We start from the raw sequence: 18220 nt of genomic DNA, 5'->3' as shown, positions 1-18220 counted from the left end.
CCGTTTTAATTAGGTTTTAAAACACTTTTCACCACCTTACCAGAGTGCATTTGATCAAAGGCCTCATGCCAATCCTTTAATTCCCAAACCCCACCAATAATTGGCTTTACATCTAAGGCTCCGGAAGCTAAAAGGGAAAGCACTTTTTCCCATATCGGATAATTATGGCTAAAGCTACCCTGAAGGGTAACGTTCTTTTGTACTAATGGATCCAAGGAGAAGTTTAGAGGTTGTGGGCCCCACCCTACTTTGGTAATATGTCCGTTTGGTCGCACCAATTGCAAGGCTATTTTTAAAGTAGCACTGGCTCCTGCTGCATCTATAATACAATCCGCTCCCAAACCATCTTGTTTATTGGCCCAAGCGCTTGCGTCTCCTACAATTCCTTCGCAACCATATTGCTTGGCAATATTCAACCTTTCCCTGTCCCCTTCCAATCCAACAATGGCCACTTCGGCACCACATAAACGCGCCATGGCGGCACAGAGGATACCAATGGTCCCAGGCCCTAAAACTATTACCCGATCTCCCGGTTTTATTTTTGAGTTCATCACAACGGCGCTGTAGGCCACCGAACAGGGCTCCGTTAAACAGGCTTGCTCAAAAGGCAGGTTTTCAGGTACTGTATGCAGACATCTTGCAGGCACCTTAACAAAACGCGTCATGGCACCGTTTACTCCATAGCCAAAACCTTTCCTTGTAGGGTCTAGGTTATAAAGGCCTTGTCTGGTAAGTGGACTATTGGGATCTATTACGGCAGCCGTTTCACTCACTACCCTATCCCCTTCCATCCATCCGCTTACCCTACTTCCCAATGCTACAATATGCCCTCCAAACTCGTGTCCGAGTACTACGGGATAATTTACATGCCAACTATGGTCGGCCGTCCATTGATGTAGATCACTTCCACATACCCCAACGTTGGCCACTTCCAATAGCACATCATCTTCTCCAATGGTTGGTTTTTCTATTTCCCTGATTTCTACACTTCCTGGCTTGGAAGAGAAATTTACTACTCCTATTGACTTCATCTATTTAACTCTTTAATATTTTATAACTAGTTTTTATTATCGTGTTACCTCCCCGTAAGCATGGATCTTTTGACAAATAAGTCGTAACGAACTTTCCAGGTCGCCATCGGCCGTTTTAAAAGAATCGGCATCTATGGTCAGTGGAGCTCCAAGAACAACCATGGGTGCCCCATATTCGGGACAACGTATGGCCTGTTCCAAGGTAAGTCCCCCTACAGCCTGTACCGGCACTTTTACGGCCTGTACCACCTCGCGCAATTGATCCATAGGACTTGGCATTTTTAAGCCTTGTGCTGCAATTCCACGCCGTTCATCATAACCAATGTGGTGAATAATATAATCACATCCAAGATCTTCCAACCATTTGGCCCCTTCCACCATGTCCGGACATCCTAAATTATCGCCCATTACCTTCACTCCGTAATCTTTCCCCGCTTGTACCACCACCTTTATGGTTTCGGCATGGGCCCTGGCCATTACCACCACATGGGTAGCACCTGCCTTAGCCATCATTTCTGCTTCCAGATATCCTCCGTCCATCGTTTTAAGATCTGCTACTATAGGTATATTGGGAAAAGCTTCCCTTAATTTTCGAACTCCGTGCAAACCTTCAGCCAAAATAAGTGGCGTCCCCGCTTCCAGCCAATCCACACCTGCGCGCAACGCCATGGCGGCCGTTTCCAAAGCTTCATCAATATTGGTAAGATCAAGGGATATTTGTACAATTGGTTTCATAAATAGTGAATAAATTTTTAATTAATTAAGGTGTATTCTTTGATTTACCGTAACCTACTTTCAGCATAAAATACAAGTAAAAACTTCAAAGAAGCATCAGCTTTTTTTGGGCTTCAACAACAATCCAAAGATAAAGGATCACAATACATAAAATTTATCAATTATGAATCCAATATTACCCTTTTCAGATTTTTCAACACTTGGATTGCCCCAAGCAATACTAAACATACCCAACGGGCATCAATCCAGATTATGGACTTTTTTATTCTTGGTAGAACTATTATTATTGCAAATGAATTTTAATTATTTCTGATTTAATTTCGATCCATCTATCAATATACCTTTTAGTATACTATACTTTAACTACTGAATACCCATAAAATGACATTTTATTATAATCGACCTTCAAAATCTCTTTTCCTCCTAGTCCTTTGTTTTACTACTGCTTTATCGTTTGGCCAGGACAATTCTTTATCTCCAGGGGATTCCTTGGCTACACATAGTTTGGATGAAGTGGTAATTACAGCAAATAGGTTTGGAACATTTCAGAATAAAACCCCTGAGGCCATAGAAGTGGTACATAACAACACCATTCAAAGATTTCAGTTGCGTACGGCTCCCGAAGCCCTTCTCCTATCTCCCGGAGTGTTTGTACAAAAGACCAACCACGGTGGTGGATCTCCGTTTGTAAGAGGATTGACAGGGAACCAGACCTTACTATTATATGATGGCATCCGACTCAATAATGCTACAGTAAGATCGGGACCTAATCAGTATTTTAATACCATTGATGTTTTTAGCATAGGAAAAATGGAAGTTTTACGCGGTAGTGGTTCTGTACAATATGGTTCCGATGCCATTGGGGGAACGATCCAGGCCCTGAGTCCGGAGTTGATGTTGGCCCAAAAACCATTGTGGGGCGCAGACCTTGGAACCAGAATTGTTACCCAAGGCATGGAGCAGACGGCAAATACGGCGTTGAAGTACAGCGATAAAAGAGTGGCTTTTAGAGCTAATGCCACCTGGCGAAATTTCGGGGACCTTATCGGTGGGGACACTACGGGACAACAAAGCCCTACAGGATATCGTGAACTGGATTTTGACCTTAAGGGCAAAATACTACTTACGGACCTATCCAATCTTACCACAGTCTATCAACGTGTGCACCAAAGGGACGTGCCAGTGTACCACAAGGTGGCTTTGGAGGATTATGCCATTAACAAAATGGATCTCCAAAAACGGGAATTGGCTTATGCCCGACTGCATCAGGACCTGAATAACAGCATCTTTAAATCGGCAGTGGTTACCGCTTCCTTTCAGCAAAACGAGGAAGGTAGGATATTACAAAAAAATGGATCTTCCCTGGAACGTACCGAAAACGACAAGGTCCGAACCTTTGGTTTTTCGGCAGAAACAAGGATGAGTTCTGGCAAAATATGGTCGGCCAATAGCGGAGTTGAGGTATATAACGACAAGGTAAAAAGTAGTAGAACGGATAAGGACCTTTCCTCCAATACCGAAACCTCCAATCGCGGATTATATCCGGATGGGGCCACAATGACCAGTATAGCTGCCTTCAGTATGCATAATATAAGTTTACAAAAATGGGATATTACTGCCGGAGTACGTTTTAATTCTTTCATCAACAAAGTTACCGATTCGGCCCTGGGCACTACCAAACTAACACCATCTGCCCTAGTAGGTAATTTGGCCGTTCAACGTAGTTTAAACCAAGCCTCAAATGTCTTTGCCTCCATCAATACCGGGTTTAGAGCTCCTAACATTAATGATCTTGGTTCCTTGGGAATTGTCGATTTCCGATATGAAACACCCAATTTCGACCTCAAACCCGAGCATTCCCTCCAATATCAAGTCGGTTATAAATTTCGAAATCGCCTGCTAAAAGCGGAGGTATTTCTTTATCGGAATGAATTATACGATTTAATAGTCCGAAACAGAGTTGAGGGCGATAGTATTGAAGGTTATCCCGTTTATCAGAAGAAAAATGTGGAACGCGGGTTTGTCCAAGGTGCGGAAATGGCTTTGGATTTAACCGTGAATCCAAAATGGAAATTTTCGGGAAACCTTACCTATACCCATGGACAGAACAAAACCAGTGACGAGCCTGCACGTCGTATCCCTCCCCTTTTTGGCCGACTTGCCACTGAATATGGTGTAAAGAAATGGACTTTTAATGCTGATTGGCTCATTGCTGGTAAGCAGGACCGATTGGCCTCAGGCGATATAGACGATAATAGAATCCCGCTTGGAGGCACCCCTGGCTGGAACGTCCTTAATTTACATACTAGTTACACTATAAAATATGTGACGATCGATCTTGGCCTGCAGAATATTTTCAATGAGGATTATAGATACCATGGCTCCGGCGTTAATGGTTATGGGAGGTCCGGAGTGGTTTCAGTTTCTGCGAGTTTGTAGTGGTGATATACAAGGTTGGGTTGTAATCAAATTTAACATCTTAAACTTGAGTGCTTCTCGGTGCCGTCTACTTCTCGATACAATTTTATTTCGTTTCACTCCATAAAACCACCTGCCTGCCGGCAGGCAGGCTTGAAGTGACGGTAAGCAGGCTCGAAATGAAGGGCATTCGACTTTGCTTCTCTGTTCTTTCGTCAGTTCGAGTGAAATGCCGTTAGGCATTTTGTATCGAGAACCAGTTTGGTGTAAAACGTCTACTTCTCGATACAATCCTCCTTCGTCGGATCACCCGCCTAACGGCCGGGCAGGCTCGCAATGACGTCAGTTAATAATGTTGAACAAACAAATTATTGCCTTTTGGCTGAAGAACACTGCCCACTGTTTACTAATTACTTCTCTCTACTACCTCACCTCTTCGATTTCGACTACGCTCAATCTCCGCAAAGACTTTGAACTTTAAAACTATTTATTGCTCACAGTCAACTGATCACTGAAAATAAACTTTCGGCTACTTCGATTTCGACTACGCCTGTCTGCCGATAGGCAGGTTCAATCTCCGTAAACTTCATCCGGTGGCTGAGCGTAGTCGAAGCCACAAATTCTTTAACCTTTAACATTAAACTTTGAACTTTAAAACAGTTTATTGTTCACTACTCCTCATCCGTCTTGTTCTCATAATGATTAACCCGGGCATCGTCCTCGTTATCCATTGGTGGGCCTTGTTCTATTTTGCGCCAATCAATGGTTTTATTGTACTTCTTCATTGAAAGTTCAGCGTTGTAGATTCGCTCATCATGACGCTCCAAAGTATAAGGAGTGAAGTCGGGTTCCGAAGTGAAGAAATCCTGCAACAAGGAAGCCGTAACGTCAAACTGATTTACATAAGGAACATTCAATATGTTGTACATCGTTTTTAAAATGGCCCCAAAATTAGCATGGGTATTGGAAACATATCCCTTTTTTACATAAGGGCCTGCCATCATTAGAATAGACCTATGGGCATCCACATGATCTACGCCACCTTGTGGGTCATCCTCCGTGATAATCACAAGCATATTCTTCCAGTATTTGGTCCTTGAAAGGAAATGTAATACCCTACCAACCGCAAGGTCATTATCTACCATAAAGGATTGTGGATAAGGATATCCATCTTCCGGACGGACTCTTGCCCCGTGATCGTTGGGCAGCATCATGGTCACCAATTGCGGCATGTCTTCCTCACCTTCGATCCATTTCTCTGTAAACTCCCTTTCAAACTGATCCATTCGGTATTGATCGGGAATATTCATATTATAACCGGCATAGTCGTGGCTAGTCCTTGTAAAAAGTGCTTTTTGCATTGGCACCATCACCCCATGTGCCGCCCCTGTATTGGTATCGTACCATTCCTCGCGTACGTGTGCCGTTTCATTGGCCTGTCCAAAATTATAGAAAGAAACCTTTTCCCTATCCAAGGCTTCCCATAGCCCCCCAATCTCCGCATAGTCCTCGGGGTCTACACTGCCAATGGTTCCCGGGTGACGACGCCCTGGGGCATCGGAAAATATTTTGGCCGATTTACTTACACTGGCATTGGCCTCTACCCACTCGTTGGGTATAACACCCACCAACCAATGGTGGCCATGTACGGATGCATCACTATCACAATAGTAATTGTCCGAATAAGCAAATTGCTTAGCGGCTTTATGATGGTTGGGAGAAATTCTCAGGTTGGGGAATTGTGCTTGTAACGAATCCGGTAAGGTATAGGAATTATTAACACCATAGCGGGCCAAGGTACTATCTCCCTTTCCTGTTTTAAGCTGCCCAAAAACCTCATCATAGGTCCTGTTCTCCTTGGTAATATATACCACATGTTTTATAGGACTCTGACGCAATTTTGGCAAGGGAGGCAAAGGGTTGGACCCGTCATCCGTAACGGTACTTTCCCTAAAGGTATTGTCTATGGCTATTTTGGTGTACTCCGCTAGTTTCTCCTCAGTGGGCATAGGTACCCTTTGGAAACTGCCCAATTGAATATCGCCTATATAATCCCCCTGAGGTGGTTCCACAAAATCTCTTCCACCATTGGGTCCAGAACCAAGACCTCTACAGGTAATAATATATATGTTCTTTTCATCTTTGGACAATTCCACTCGTGTAGGCCCCCATCCACTAGGGATAAGCCCCTTGGTGGTTTGGGATGGAATATCTATAACGGCCACCGCATTGAATCCCAACAGGGCCACATACAATGTTTTTTCGTCCTTGCTCATGGTAATTCCAAAGGGCAACAGGCCTCGGTATTTGTCGATACGGGGATCGACTTTAATGGGAATATGGCCCACAATTTCCTGACTCTGGTGATCAATGATCGTGATATTGTCGTTGGTGGCATTGGTGACATAGGCAAATTGCTTTCCAACAGCAATGGAATTTGGACTTGCTCCCCCAACCACTTCAGCATCTTCCACCGTCTGTCCTATTTGGTGCCCAGTCTTAAATTTTTTGATTACCTTATTATTATCGAGGTCTATAGTAAAAACACTCATGGCATCCGGATGCAACGGACTTCCCAGTCCCGGAATTTTGCGTCCTTCCACTACAGTACCCTCAATGGACTCTTTGGTATTGTCCCCGTAGGCGTGATGAGAAATCATTAAGGAATCGTAATTGGCCGGGGCAGCACCCTCGATCAAAGGATAGGAATACACACCAACATTGGCCACAAATGCCTGCTTTTTATCGGGACTGATTGCCAAGCCAAAAGGTTGACGGCCTACATTAACGGATCCTTTTATTTTTTTAGAATCCAAATCGATACGCACCATTCTAAAGTTTGCACGATCTAACACCAACAATTCGTTCTGGGCTTCATTTATCCGCAGATCCGAAGTAAAACTATCTTGGTAATCCTTTCCATCGACAATACCATTTAAAGAAATGGAATCCAATTTGGTAAGACTTTCCACGTCATATTGAATGACCGCTCCTGTATCTCCTCCACTCAAATAAACCGTTTTGGAATCCTGTGCAAATTCGACCCCCAAAAAGGACCCATTTGCCAAGGGTGAAGGAATAGTGCCATCATAGCTGGGGATTCTGGTCGACTTTAAACTAGTTAGATCTATTACCGTAAATACCCCGTCGTGCAGGGTAACTGCCTTGCTACCGTCCGGAGATACTGCCATCCCAAAGGGATCATGTGTTATCCGCAATTTATCGCCTACAGGAGTTACATACCTCCCACTGGCCAGGATAGAAATCCCATTTTCATCAATAATACTGTACTGGTCTTTACCCGGCACCTGTAAAATGGAAATACTTTTTTGGCGTGAATTACAAGAAATAAAAACTAAAACTAGAAGGACTACAAAAAACCGATTCATTAGGTTGAATTTAAATGGTGGATGGATGTTTTTTAAATAAAAAATAATATTACGCATTTTTGCTGAAAGGTTAAAGCACATAGCAATCATTTAAGATAATTTAATAAAAGTCAATTACCCAAGGGCAAGCCCATGAGGCATCGGATGGAAACTACTGATAACATTTCGACTCAAGCGTTGGAGCATTCAAATCTCACTTAGTGAGTAAAAATTAGAAAATCCTATTCTCCTAACTTAAAAGAAGGGTCATTTACTTAATGTTTCCATAAACGGGCACCACAAAATTTCCGTTTAAAAAGGGCTTTGGATCTATCTTACTTTGCAGGATCAACCCTTTGCGTTTGGACTCCAACAGCATAAAAGCAGCCTGTACCATGGGTGCTGCGGTAGTAGTCTGTATGGCCCTTAACCTGTGCTTCCCTACTTTTTGCGGTAGTATAAGATTGGAAGCCTCGCTCCTTCTTAGAATACCATGACTGTCCTTGCCCTCTACTGCGGCGTAAAACACTATTTGATCCTGCTCTATATGTGGGATTTCCGTTTCCATTTTCTCCTGAAGTGTCTTAATGGCTGAATCCCCTTTTCCCGAACCTGCCAATTGTTTTTCTACCCAGGCATAATGTCCGGGATACCTCAGGGTCTTATAATCCAAATGACGCACCTTGGCCAACAGGGCATCGGGCAGATCGGCCGCCCCACCTGAAGTTAGGTCTTCCTCATAGGTCCTGCCATCTATAATAATCTGTGCCCGCTCCGAGAGCGACTTCAACTGTACCTTTTTATAATCCCGCAAGGCTTCGGCATCCTTAACATACTCGGTAGCAACGCCTACAGGACTCCAGGTAAAGCCGTAGTAATGGGGTGCCACGGCATGCTCCGTTAAGGCCCCAACCTTGAATTGTAGCTTATCCACTTTGTCTACACTATGCTTTCTACAAAATTCCTGATAGAGGTAATGGGCCAAAATATCTACATACCCTGGCGCCAGACCTGATTGCAATACAAAACCGGTTTCGGCATTTTTGGCCAATTCCATTATTTCATTCGTTTCCGCTACATACTCGGTGAGGTTAACGTAATGAAGTCCAAACTTTTTGGCGTAACTCGCCATTTTGGGCGCCAGACTTCCGGGGAGGCAATCGAGCAGGACATCGCCCTGGGTAAAAATTTCCTCCATTTCTTTCGTCAGGCCCATATCGGAAAGACAAAATGCCTTTGCCACTGAGGGGTTGGTAGTCCCCTCCCCGATCCAATGGGCCACTTTTTCTGCCTTTTCCAGGGTGCGATTACCAATAAAGATCTTAAGAGGAACGTTGCCCCATTCGGAAAGTATCAATCCAACGGCCTGTGCAATACCCCCGGCACCTGCAATAACCATGTTGTACGACATAATTCTAGAGCTAAAATTGTTATAAGAAAGATAGCGTTTTTTCTTGGAAGTTTCCGCTGTTACTTGTAGATACTATTCTACTTCGTAGGACTACTCGAAGAGACGGAGGGTAAAGGTTAATTTGATAATTTGGAAATGAGGAAAGGGGTTAATGTGAAAATGTACCGATGGGTTAATGAATCAATTGGTTAATATGAAAATGTGGAAATTTACCAATGTGGAAATGAGTTAATTTGAAAACTTGAAGATGGGTTAATTTGAAAATGGTTCAATGTTGAAAAAGGTCCTTTTAAGTAAAAGTTTTAGCTCCTTCCCTTGGGCCTGTGCTGAGCGGAGTCGAAGCATAAGGGAAGGTGGATTCTCCACCATTTGGCGGAGGAGACGGAAGGGATTAAAAGCCCAAGCCAAAGGAGAATGGAGAAGTTGCGAGGTTTTAAATACACCCCCTGGTCTAATTACAAAACACACTCCTAACCTCCCGCGGTAAACGCGTGACAGGCTCTCTCAAGAGGGGAATGTATTACGTTCTGAATGAGATCCGTCATTGCGAGCCTGCCTGACGGCTAGGCAGGGAGTGATAGCGACGAAGCAATCCCAAACCTGAAATAAACAGATTGCCGCGCTGCGCCCGTCTGAAGGCCGGGCAGGCTCGCAATGACGTTCTTGGTTCTATCGTCAGTTCGAGTGCTTCTCGATACAATTTTATTGCGCTGAGCTTCATAAAATCACTCGAAGTGACGACTTTCAACTTTTAAGCAGAATATAGTTCTCTCCCAATAGTTATCGGGATGCGCCTTCCTGCGGAAGGCAGGCTCGACCGGACAATAGCGGCTTATAGGACTGTTCAGTAAAAACTAACTATTGGCTAATGGCTAATGCCTTCTGCCTAAAGGTTACTGATCACTGTTCACTGTTTACTCACATCCGTTTACTTCGATTTCGACTCCGCCTGTCTGCCGATAGGAAGGCTCAATCTCCGTAAAGACCTTGAACATTAAACTTTGAACATTAAAACTGTTTATTGCCATTTGTTAACTGTTCATTGTTTCAGCCACTTCCAACTGCTTACTGACTACTGAAGACTGCTTACTCAATTCTCCTTCAAAAAGCCACCATACTTTCGCAATCCCTCATTCACCATGGTAACGGCACCTTTACTTGTCATGGTTGCACCGGAAATCCCGTCAACAAAATGCACGTCGTCACCGGCTTTTTGCAATGTAAAGGTGTTTTCATTCAGGTTAATTTTCACGCCTAAGAACTGATCTTCAAATGTTTTTTCGACAAATGCAGCACCATAACCATCAGATTCTGCTTGGTGCTCAAATGCAATTTTTTTTATTTCCAGCGTTTTTTTATCCAAAAGAACTTTTGCCCAGATAGCACCACCAAAACCAACACCCTGAACTGGTAGGACAACCAGGTCCGTATCCCTTATTTCAAATATGGGCAGCGATGTGGCTTGCCCACGCGTCTTCAACATATTATAAAGATCTCCTGCTCTAGCCATTTCTATTGTAGAAACCTTATCGCTGGTATTGATCTCCTTAAAAATTATTAGGTCCAGAAGGTTTGTAGTATCCGCCAAAGGTGGCGCTACAAAGGTGGCAATCTCCTCAATACTGTCCGGTATTTCGGGTGTGGTTTGGATTTCCTCTTTTACTGCTTCGATTTTTTGTTTCGGCTGTTCTGGATTTTCCTTGCAGTTCCATCCCAAGACAACCAAGATCATCAGTAGTATTTTTATTTTCATCATATTCAATTTTATATTTAAAACGCATCAAATGTACCTCTGCCTTATTTTTCCGAAGGTAATACGGCGGCAGGTTTACTGAAATGATTTAGATCAGTAACATCTTTTAAGATTCTAGAGCCTAGAAACTAGACACTACCGTCAGTTCGAGTGCTTCTCAAACCAATTTTATTTCGCTACGCTACATAAAATCACTCGAAGTGACGGGCTGGCTACTATTTACTGATTACTAAAGACTGTTTACTGTCAAGAAGCAGATTGCCACACTGCGCCCGCCTGACGGCAGGTAAACTCGCAATGACGGCTTTCAACTTTTTAACATTGAACTTTTGCCTATTGCCTTTTGCCTCCCGATAACTATCGGGATGGCTAAAGGGTTCAGCCCACAGAACAATGTTCACTGCATTCTCTTTTCTCTTTTCTTTTTTCTCTCAATACTCATTACTCATCAATCTATACTAATTTCCCACTTCTCAATACACATTTAACCCTTCCCTACTGTTAACATTGAACTTTCAACATTGAACTTTGTACAATCAACAATTTTTAAATCTTTTTGGTTAAATTACACCCTTGAACTATATTAACATACTCGCTTTTGGATTGTAATCCAACGGCCATCAAATGATTGATAACAATCAGATAAAACCAATAAAAACAAAAGACAAAAACACATGAAATACATAGTTTGTGAGGAACCTGGTGACTTTCAATTAAAGGAAAAAGAGGCCCCTATACGTAAAAAAGGGGAAGCCCTTTTAAAAGTGAACAAGGTGGGCATCTGCGGTACCGACCTTCACGCCTATACCGGCAACCAAGCCTTTTTCACCTATCCCAGGATCCTTGGCCATGAGCTGGCCACCACCGTGCTGGAGATCGACGAAAACGACAAGGGCATTGAAGCCGGGGACAATGTGGTGATCATGCCCTACCTGAGCTGTGGCCATTGTGTTGCCTGTAGGAACGGGAAGACCAATTGCTGCACCCAGATCCAGGTGCTGGGCATACACACGGACGGCGGCATGCAGGAACAGATCACCGTACCGTTGGATATATTGTTGCCCGCCAAGCAGCTGACCAACGAACAGATGGCCATTGTGGAGCCTTTGGCCATAGCGGCACATGCCATCCGACGGGCACGGTTGGTCCCTGGTGAAACCATTGTGGTCGTAGGTTGTGGTCCCATAGGAATCGGCATCATGAAGCTGGCCCAGATCGAAGGGGCCAAGGTCATCGCCCTGGACATGAACCAGGACCGACTGCAGTACGCCAAGGAAAAGATCGGGGTGGACCATATTGTAAATGTGGCCGAAGACCCCGTAAAACAGATTTCGGAGATTACCAAGGGCGATATGGCGACAGCGGTATTCGATGCCTCGGGCCACAAGGGAGCCCTGGAACAGGGACCCAACTATATGTCGCACGGAGGAAGGTACATCTTGGTGGGACTCTCCAAAGGGGAGCTTACCTTTGCCCATCCGGCCATACACGCCAAGGAGACCACCCTGATGTGCAGCAGGAATGCCACGGTGGCCGATTTTGAACGGGTCATAGACATCCTGGACCAGTTCCCTACCGATTCGTTCATTACCCACAACGTGCATTTCTCGGAGATGAAGGAGAATTTCGACAGCTGGTTGAAACCCACCACAGGAGTGATCAAGGCCACCGTAGAATTTTAAAACAATAGCATAACAATATGTCAAAGAATTTTTTACAAATACACCCTAAGGACAATATCCTTGCAGCTTTGCAGGATATGAAGAAAGACTATGTGGTTACCTTTGATGGGAAATCCTTCCCTCTTAAAAACAATGTTACCGCCAAGCATAAATTCGCACTACAGCAATTCAAGGTAGGAGACCCTATTTTAATGTATGGCACCTTGATCGGGAAAGCTACCAAACCTATAGCTCAAGGGGAAACCATAACCATAGAAAATGTGGTGCATGCCTCCTCCGATTATAATGTAGGGGAACAACAATCGCACTGGGAAGCACCGGACATTTCCAAATGGAAGAACAGCAGCTTCCAAGGCTACCATCGTGCCGATGGCAGTGTGGGGACCGCCAACCATTGGCTGGTTATCCCTATGGTATTCTGTGAAAATAGAAATGTAAACGTACTGCGCACTACCCTACTCAATGCCTTGGGCTATGAGACTGCCCAGGACTATATAATAGATACAGAAGTGCTGGTATCCCAATACAAAAAAGGCGCCAGTGCGGATGACTTGATGGCTGCCCCTATTATTAAAACGGCCGACGAAATTAAACAGAACAGGACCTTTCCCAATGTGGACGGCATTAAGTTCCTTACCCACGACGGGGGCTGTGGATGTGATCGCGGGGATTCGGACACGCTTTGCAATTTATTGGCAGGATACATTACCAATCCCAATGTTGCCGGGGCTACCATTCTTAGTTTGGGCTGCCAGAACGCCCAGGTGAAAATTTTGGAAGATGCCATTGCCAAACGCGACCCCAACTTTTCCAAACCCCTACATGTTTTGGAGCAACAAAACAGCAAGAGCGAGCGCCATTTTATAGAGGAAGCGGTTAAAAGGACCTTTTTAGGCCTTATTGAAGCCAACAAGGTAGAACGACAGCCTGCCCCGCTAAGCAAATTGGTCTTGGGGCTTGAATGCGGTGGTTCGGACGGATTTTCAGGAATTTCAGCCAATCCAGCCCTGGGGTATACCTCCGACCTAATTGTGGCCTTGGGCGGCGCTACCGTGCTTTCCGAATTTCCAGAACTCAACGGGGTGGAACAAGAACTCATCAATCGCTGTGAAGCGCCCGAAAATGCAGAAAAATTTGCCGGTATTATGAGGGCCTATTCCGCCAAAGCGGTTTCCATAGGCTCCGGATTTGAAAACAATCCATCACCAGGAAATATAAAGGACGGACTCATCACAGATGCCATGAAGTCGGCGGGTGCGGCAAAAAAAGGAGGCACATCCTTGGTTCAGGACGTGTTGGACTATACCGAACGGGTCACCAAAAATGGGCTAAACCTTTTATGTACTCCAGGCAACGATGTGGAAAGTACCACAGGCTTGGCAGGCTCAGGATGCAATGTAATCGCTTTCACCACCGGCTTGGGCACGCCAACCGGCAACCCTGTGGCCCCGGTCATAAAAATGTCCAGCAACAACGCCCTAAGTGAGCGTATGAAAGACATTATCGATTTTAATACGGGAACCATTATTACGGGAGAAGATACGATCCAGACCAAAGGGGAAGAACTGTTGGACTATATTATTGAGGTGGCCAGTGGCAACATTGTCCCCGCTGCGGTTAGATTGGAGCAGAACGACTTTATCCCCTGGAAAAGAGGTATTTCCCTATAACTGGCCTCTCCGAAGGAGAGCTAAAGAACATCAAACTCAGAAAACTTTCAACTTTCAACTTTATAACTTTCAACTTTATAACATAATACATTAAACCTTCTAACATGATTATAGATTCCCATCAACATTTCTGGAAATACAACCCCGTAAAGCACTCCTGGATAAACGAGCAAATGAGCGTTATCCGTAGGGATTTTTTACCCTCGGACCTTAAACCTGTGTTTGCCAAAAACGGTGTAGATGGTTGTGTGGCGGTACAGGCGGACCAGACCTTGGCGGAAACCGATTTCCTTTTGGAACACGCCCACAACAACGCTTTTGTTAAAGGCGTCGTGGGCTGGGTAGATCTAAGAAGTGCCCATGTAGACAAAGAATTGGAAAAATACGCCAAGGATAAGCATTTAAAGGGGTACCGACATATTGTTCAAGGAGAAGCGGACCATAATTTTTTATTGAGACAAGATTTTTTAAGGGGCATCTCCAAATTGGAACAATACGGAGCGGTCTATGACATCCTTATTTTTCCACATCAATTGGGAGCTACCTTAGAATTCGTGAAAAAGTTCCCCAACCAAAAATTCGTCATCGACCATATTGCCAAACCTTATATCAAGGATGGCTTTTATGACGGTTGGGCGGCTATGATGCAAGAAGTCGCCAAACATGAAAATGTACACTGCAAAATCTCGGGCATGATCACCGAAGCTGATTTCAATAGCTGGACCCCGGAACAGATACATCCCTATATGCTCTTGGTCCTTGAGGCCTTTGGCCCTGAACGCTGCATGTACGGTTCCGATTGGCCCGTTTGCCTTGTTGCAGGATCCTACGCCCAGGTAAAAGAGCTGACCACAAATTTCATTTCCAGCCTTAGCACCACTGAACAAGCCGCCATTATGGGGCAGAATGCGGTGGATTTTTATGGACTTGAGTGAGACAGTTGTAAAGTTGAAAGTTATAATGTTATAAAGTCAAAAGTTCGTCACTTCGAGTGATCCGACGAAGGAGGATTGTATCGAGAAGGGAATACAGTGGTCAGTCTTCAGTGAACAGTAGTCAGTGACTGAAACATTTAAAGTTCAAAGTTTAATGTTCAAAGTCCTCACGGAGATTGAGCCTGCCCAGCCGTCAGGCGGGCGCAGCGCGGCAATCTGCTTGTTCCTATGAAGAGATTGCTTCGTCGCTATCGCTCCTCGCAATGACGAATGCCCTCACGGAGATTGAGCGTAGTCGAAATCGAAGTAGGCGACAGTTAGTTTTCAGTGGTCAGTTATTAGTTATGAGTAGTTATAATTTAGACTCTTTATTCTTTTCTCTCTTCTCTTAACACTAGATTATGTCTTTTCCTTTTTAACTCTTGCCACCTGGCTTTTGGCTATCCCGTCATTGTGAGCTTGCCTTGCCGTCAGGCAGGCACAGCGCGGCAATCTGCTTCTTACAGTGAACAGTGGTCAGCCCGTCACTTCGAGCCTGCCTGCCGGCAGGCAGGTGATTTTGCATAACGAAGTGGAGCAAAATAGAATCGAGAAGCACTCGGTTCTCGATACTAAATGCCTGTCGGCATTTCACTCGAACTGACGATAGAACAAAACCCGTCATTGCGAGTTTATCTGCCGTTAGGGAGGCTTGCCTACCGATAGGGAGGCGCAGCGCGGCAATCTGCCTCTTACAGTGTACAATGAACAATTAGCAATAAACAATGATAATGTTCAAGGTTCAATGTCCAAATGTTGAAAGTCATCACGGAGATTGAGCGGAGTCGAAATCGAAGTAGCCGGTGGGCAGTGATCAGTATTCAGTAATTAGTAATCAGTGGCTTCGACTACGCCCGCCTGCCCGGTAGGCAGGTGATTTTATGTAGCGCAGCGCAATAAAATAGTATCGAGAAGGGATTTCAGTGAGCAGTAATCAGTGGTCAGTGGTCAGTGGTCAGAGCTCTTTAGGCAAAAGCCATTAGCCATCCCGATAGTTATCGGGAGCCAATAGTAGCTAACTAGTGAACAGTTTTCTGTAGTCAGTGGCTTCGACTACGCTCAGCCACCGGATGAAATCACGGAGATTGAGCGTTGGAAGAATCTAAACTCTTTTCTCTTCGCTCTTGGCTCTTGGCTATTCCGTCATTGGTACATTGGTACATTTCCACATTTTCAAATTATCAAATTGACTCATTTTCAAATTAACCACTTCAGGCTCTTGACTCTTTATTCTCTTCTCTTTTCTCTTGGCTCTTGGCTTATGGCAATTCCGTCATTGGTACATTTCCACATTAATACATTGATTCATTACCCCATTGGTACATTTCCACATTAATACATTTCCACATTATCCCATTTTCAAATTATCAAATTTCCCCAAAATCTTCCTAAAGCCAAAAAAAACTATATTTGGTCATAGTAGACATTTTAAACCAACCCCTCTACCCTATGACCCTACTGAAAAATAAATTAAGTATCATCCTGCTCGCGCTACTCACCGCCTGCGGATCAAAGGAAAATAAAAATATACCTCAACAGGATCTGGCCATAGGTATTATTGCCGATTGTCAGTACTGCTACTGCGAGTCCTCCCCTTCCCGTTTTTATAAAAACTCCCCCCATAAATTAAAACAAGCCGTTACCGCACTTAATAAGGAAGAACTGGATTACGCCATTCATTTGGGCGACTTCATAGATCGGGATTTCAGTAGTTTTGATACAGTCCTCCCTATCTGGAACGCTTTAAAGACCAAGAAATACCACGTGCTGGGCAATCATGATTTTAGTGTGGCCGACTCCCTAAAATCCAAGGTAATGAACAAAATGAACCTCACCCAGCGCTACTACAGCTTGGTGGAAAACAACTGGAGATTTATTATACTGGACGGCAACGACCTCAGCTATCAAGGTGCCATTTCTCCCGAGAAAATAGCACAGACCGACTCCCTCTTTACCCTGCTTTCAACATCGGACCTTCCCAACCTACAAACCTGGAACGGCGGATTAAGTCATGATCAATTACAATGGGTGGAAAGTGAACTGAAACTGGCTACGGAGAATAACGAAAATGTTGGGTTCTATTGTCATTTCCCTGTAATGGGCGAGGATAAGGTCCACCGTCTTTGGAACAGCACCCAACTCATCTCCTTAATCGACAACTACCCCAATGTAAAATTCTATTTTAATGGACATAACCACCATGGCGATTATATGGAAAGAAACGGAGTGCATTACCTCACCTTTAAAGGCATGGTAGAAACCGATAGCACTTCCGCCTTTTCCACCGTAGAATTCAAAAAAGATTCCATTTTGGTCCATGGTCATGGCCGGGAACAGTCAAGAAGGCTTCAAATTAAGTAGTGGTCTCTTGCTAAGTCATTAGGCAGAAGCCACTAGACAATGGTAGGTTGTTAGTTTAACATGATTAACTGACTTCATTGCGAGCTTGCCTACCGATAGGGAGGCGCAGCGCGGCAATCTGCTTCTTACAGTGAACAATTAACAATAAACAATGATAATGTTCAAGGTTCAATGTCCAAATGTTGAAAGTCGTCACTTCGAGTGATCCGACGTAGGAGGATTGTATCGAGAAGCGATTTCAGTGAACAGCTTTCAGCCAGAAGCCATTAGCCAAATGGCAATAGTAGGTTGTTAGTTTAACATGATTAACTGACGTCATAGTGAGTTTACCTACCGATAGGGAGGCGCAGCGTGGCAATCTGCTTATTACAATGAACAGTGATCAATTAGTAATCAACAATTTCAATGTCCTATGTTTAAAAGTTGAAAGTGGAAGGTCGTCACTTCGAGTGGTTTTATGGAGTGAAACGAAATAAAATTGGTTTGAGAAGCACTCGGTTCTCGATACAAAATGCCTATCGGCATTTCACTCGAACTGACGATAGAATAAAACCCGTCATTGCGAGCTTGCCTACCGATAGGGAGGCGCAGCGCGGCAATCTGCTCGTTCCTATGGTGAGATTGCTTCGTCGCTATCGCTCCTCGCAATGACGAATGTCCTCACGGAGATTGAGCGTTGGAAGAATCTAGAGCCAAGATGCTAGAGACTAGACTAAAATCTTGTGTTGAAAGTTGTCATTGCGGGTTTACCTGCCGATATGGAGGCGCAGCGCGGCAATCTGCTTATTACAGTGAACAGTGAACAATTAGCAATAAA

Annotated in this window: 10 protein-coding genes; 5 read left to right on the top strand and 5 right to left on the bottom strand. The window is 44.3% G+C overall.

The features are described from left to right. Positions 1 to 5: 5 nt before the first annotated feature. Both CWD91_RS11370 and CWD91_RS11365 read right to left on the bottom strand, forming a co-directional pair. The gene (locus CWD91_RS11370) at positions 6 to 1031 is read right to left on the bottom strand and encodes a zinc-binding dehydrogenase (RefSeq protein WP_103441079.1); all 1026 of its coding nucleotides are present in this window, start codon (positions 1029 to 1031) and stop codon (positions 6 to 8) included. Between the two features lie 36 nt (positions 1032 to 1067). Continuing rightward, complete coding sequence (locus tag CWD91_RS11365) at positions 1068 to 1766, bottom strand: orotidine 5'-phosphate decarboxylase / HUMPS family protein (protein WP_103441078.1); 699 nt, start codon at positions 1764 to 1766, stop codon at positions 1068 to 1070. 381 nt (positions 1767 to 2147) lie between these two features. Between CWD91_RS11365 and CWD91_RS11360 the strand changes: the two genes are divergently transcribed. Further along, complete coding sequence (locus CWD91_RS11360; RefSeq protein WP_103441077.1) at positions 2148 to 4205, top strand: TonB-dependent receptor plug domain-containing protein; 2058 nt, start codon at positions 2148 to 2150, stop codon at positions 4203 to 4205. A gap of 650 nt (positions 4206 to 4855) precedes the next feature. Here the strand turns inward: CWD91_RS11360 and CWD91_RS11355 are convergent. From CWD91_RS11355 to CWD91_RS11345, 3 genes are all read right to left on the bottom strand, one after another. Beyond that, entirely contained in the window at positions 4856 to 7573 is a 2718-nt protein-coding gene (locus tag CWD91_RS11355) for a bifunctional YncE family protein/alkaline phosphatase family protein (protein ID WP_103441422.1), read from the bottom strand. A gap of 250 nt (positions 7574 to 7823) precedes the next feature. Next, positions 7824 to 8963, bottom strand: coding sequence for a saccharopine dehydrogenase family protein (locus CWD91_RS11350; protein WP_103441076.1), 1140 nt, complete (start codon positions 8961 to 8963; stop codon positions 7824 to 7826). Positions 8964 to 10053: 1090 nt separating this feature from the next. Beyond that, complete coding sequence (locus tag CWD91_RS11345) at positions 10054 to 10719, bottom strand: FMN-binding protein (RefSeq protein ID WP_103441075.1); 666 nt, start codon at positions 10717 to 10719, stop codon at positions 10054 to 10056. Between the two features lie 671 nt (positions 10720 to 11390). Here CWD91_RS11345 and CWD91_RS11340 point away from each other — a divergent pair. From CWD91_RS11340 to CWD91_RS11325, 4 genes are all read left to right on the top strand, one after another. Further along, a complete protein-coding gene (locus CWD91_RS11340) occupies positions 11391 to 12398 on the top strand; it encodes a zinc-binding alcohol dehydrogenase family protein (RefSeq protein ID WP_103441074.1) in 1008 nt (335 codons plus the stop codon). A 17-nt stretch (positions 12399 to 12415) separates the two neighbouring features. Next, positions 12416 to 14068 carry a UxaA family hydrolase gene (locus tag CWD91_RS11335; RefSeq protein WP_103441073.1) on the top strand — a complete coding sequence of 551 codons (1653 nt, stop codon included), beginning with the start codon at positions 12416 to 12418 and terminating at the stop codon, positions 14066 to 14068. Positions 14069 to 14172: 104 nt separating this feature from the next. Further along, positions 14173 to 15003, top strand: a complete 831-nt coding sequence (locus CWD91_RS11330) for an amidohydrolase family protein (protein WP_103441072.1) — start codon at positions 14173 to 14175, stop codon at positions 15001 to 15003. 1488 nt (positions 15004 to 16491) lie between these two features. Continuing rightward, entirely contained in the window at positions 16492 to 17403 is a 912-nt protein-coding gene (locus CWD91_RS11325) for a metallophosphoesterase (protein WP_103441071.1), read from the top strand. Positions 17404 to 18220: the final 817 nt, after the last annotated feature.

This window comes from Arenibacter hampyeongensis (assembly GCF_002909255.1).
Classification (GTDB): domain Bacteria; phylum Bacteroidota; class Bacteroidia; order Flavobacteriales; family Flavobacteriaceae; genus Arenibacter; species Arenibacter hampyeongensis.
This window is presented reverse-complemented; position numbering and strand designations above follow the sequence as displayed.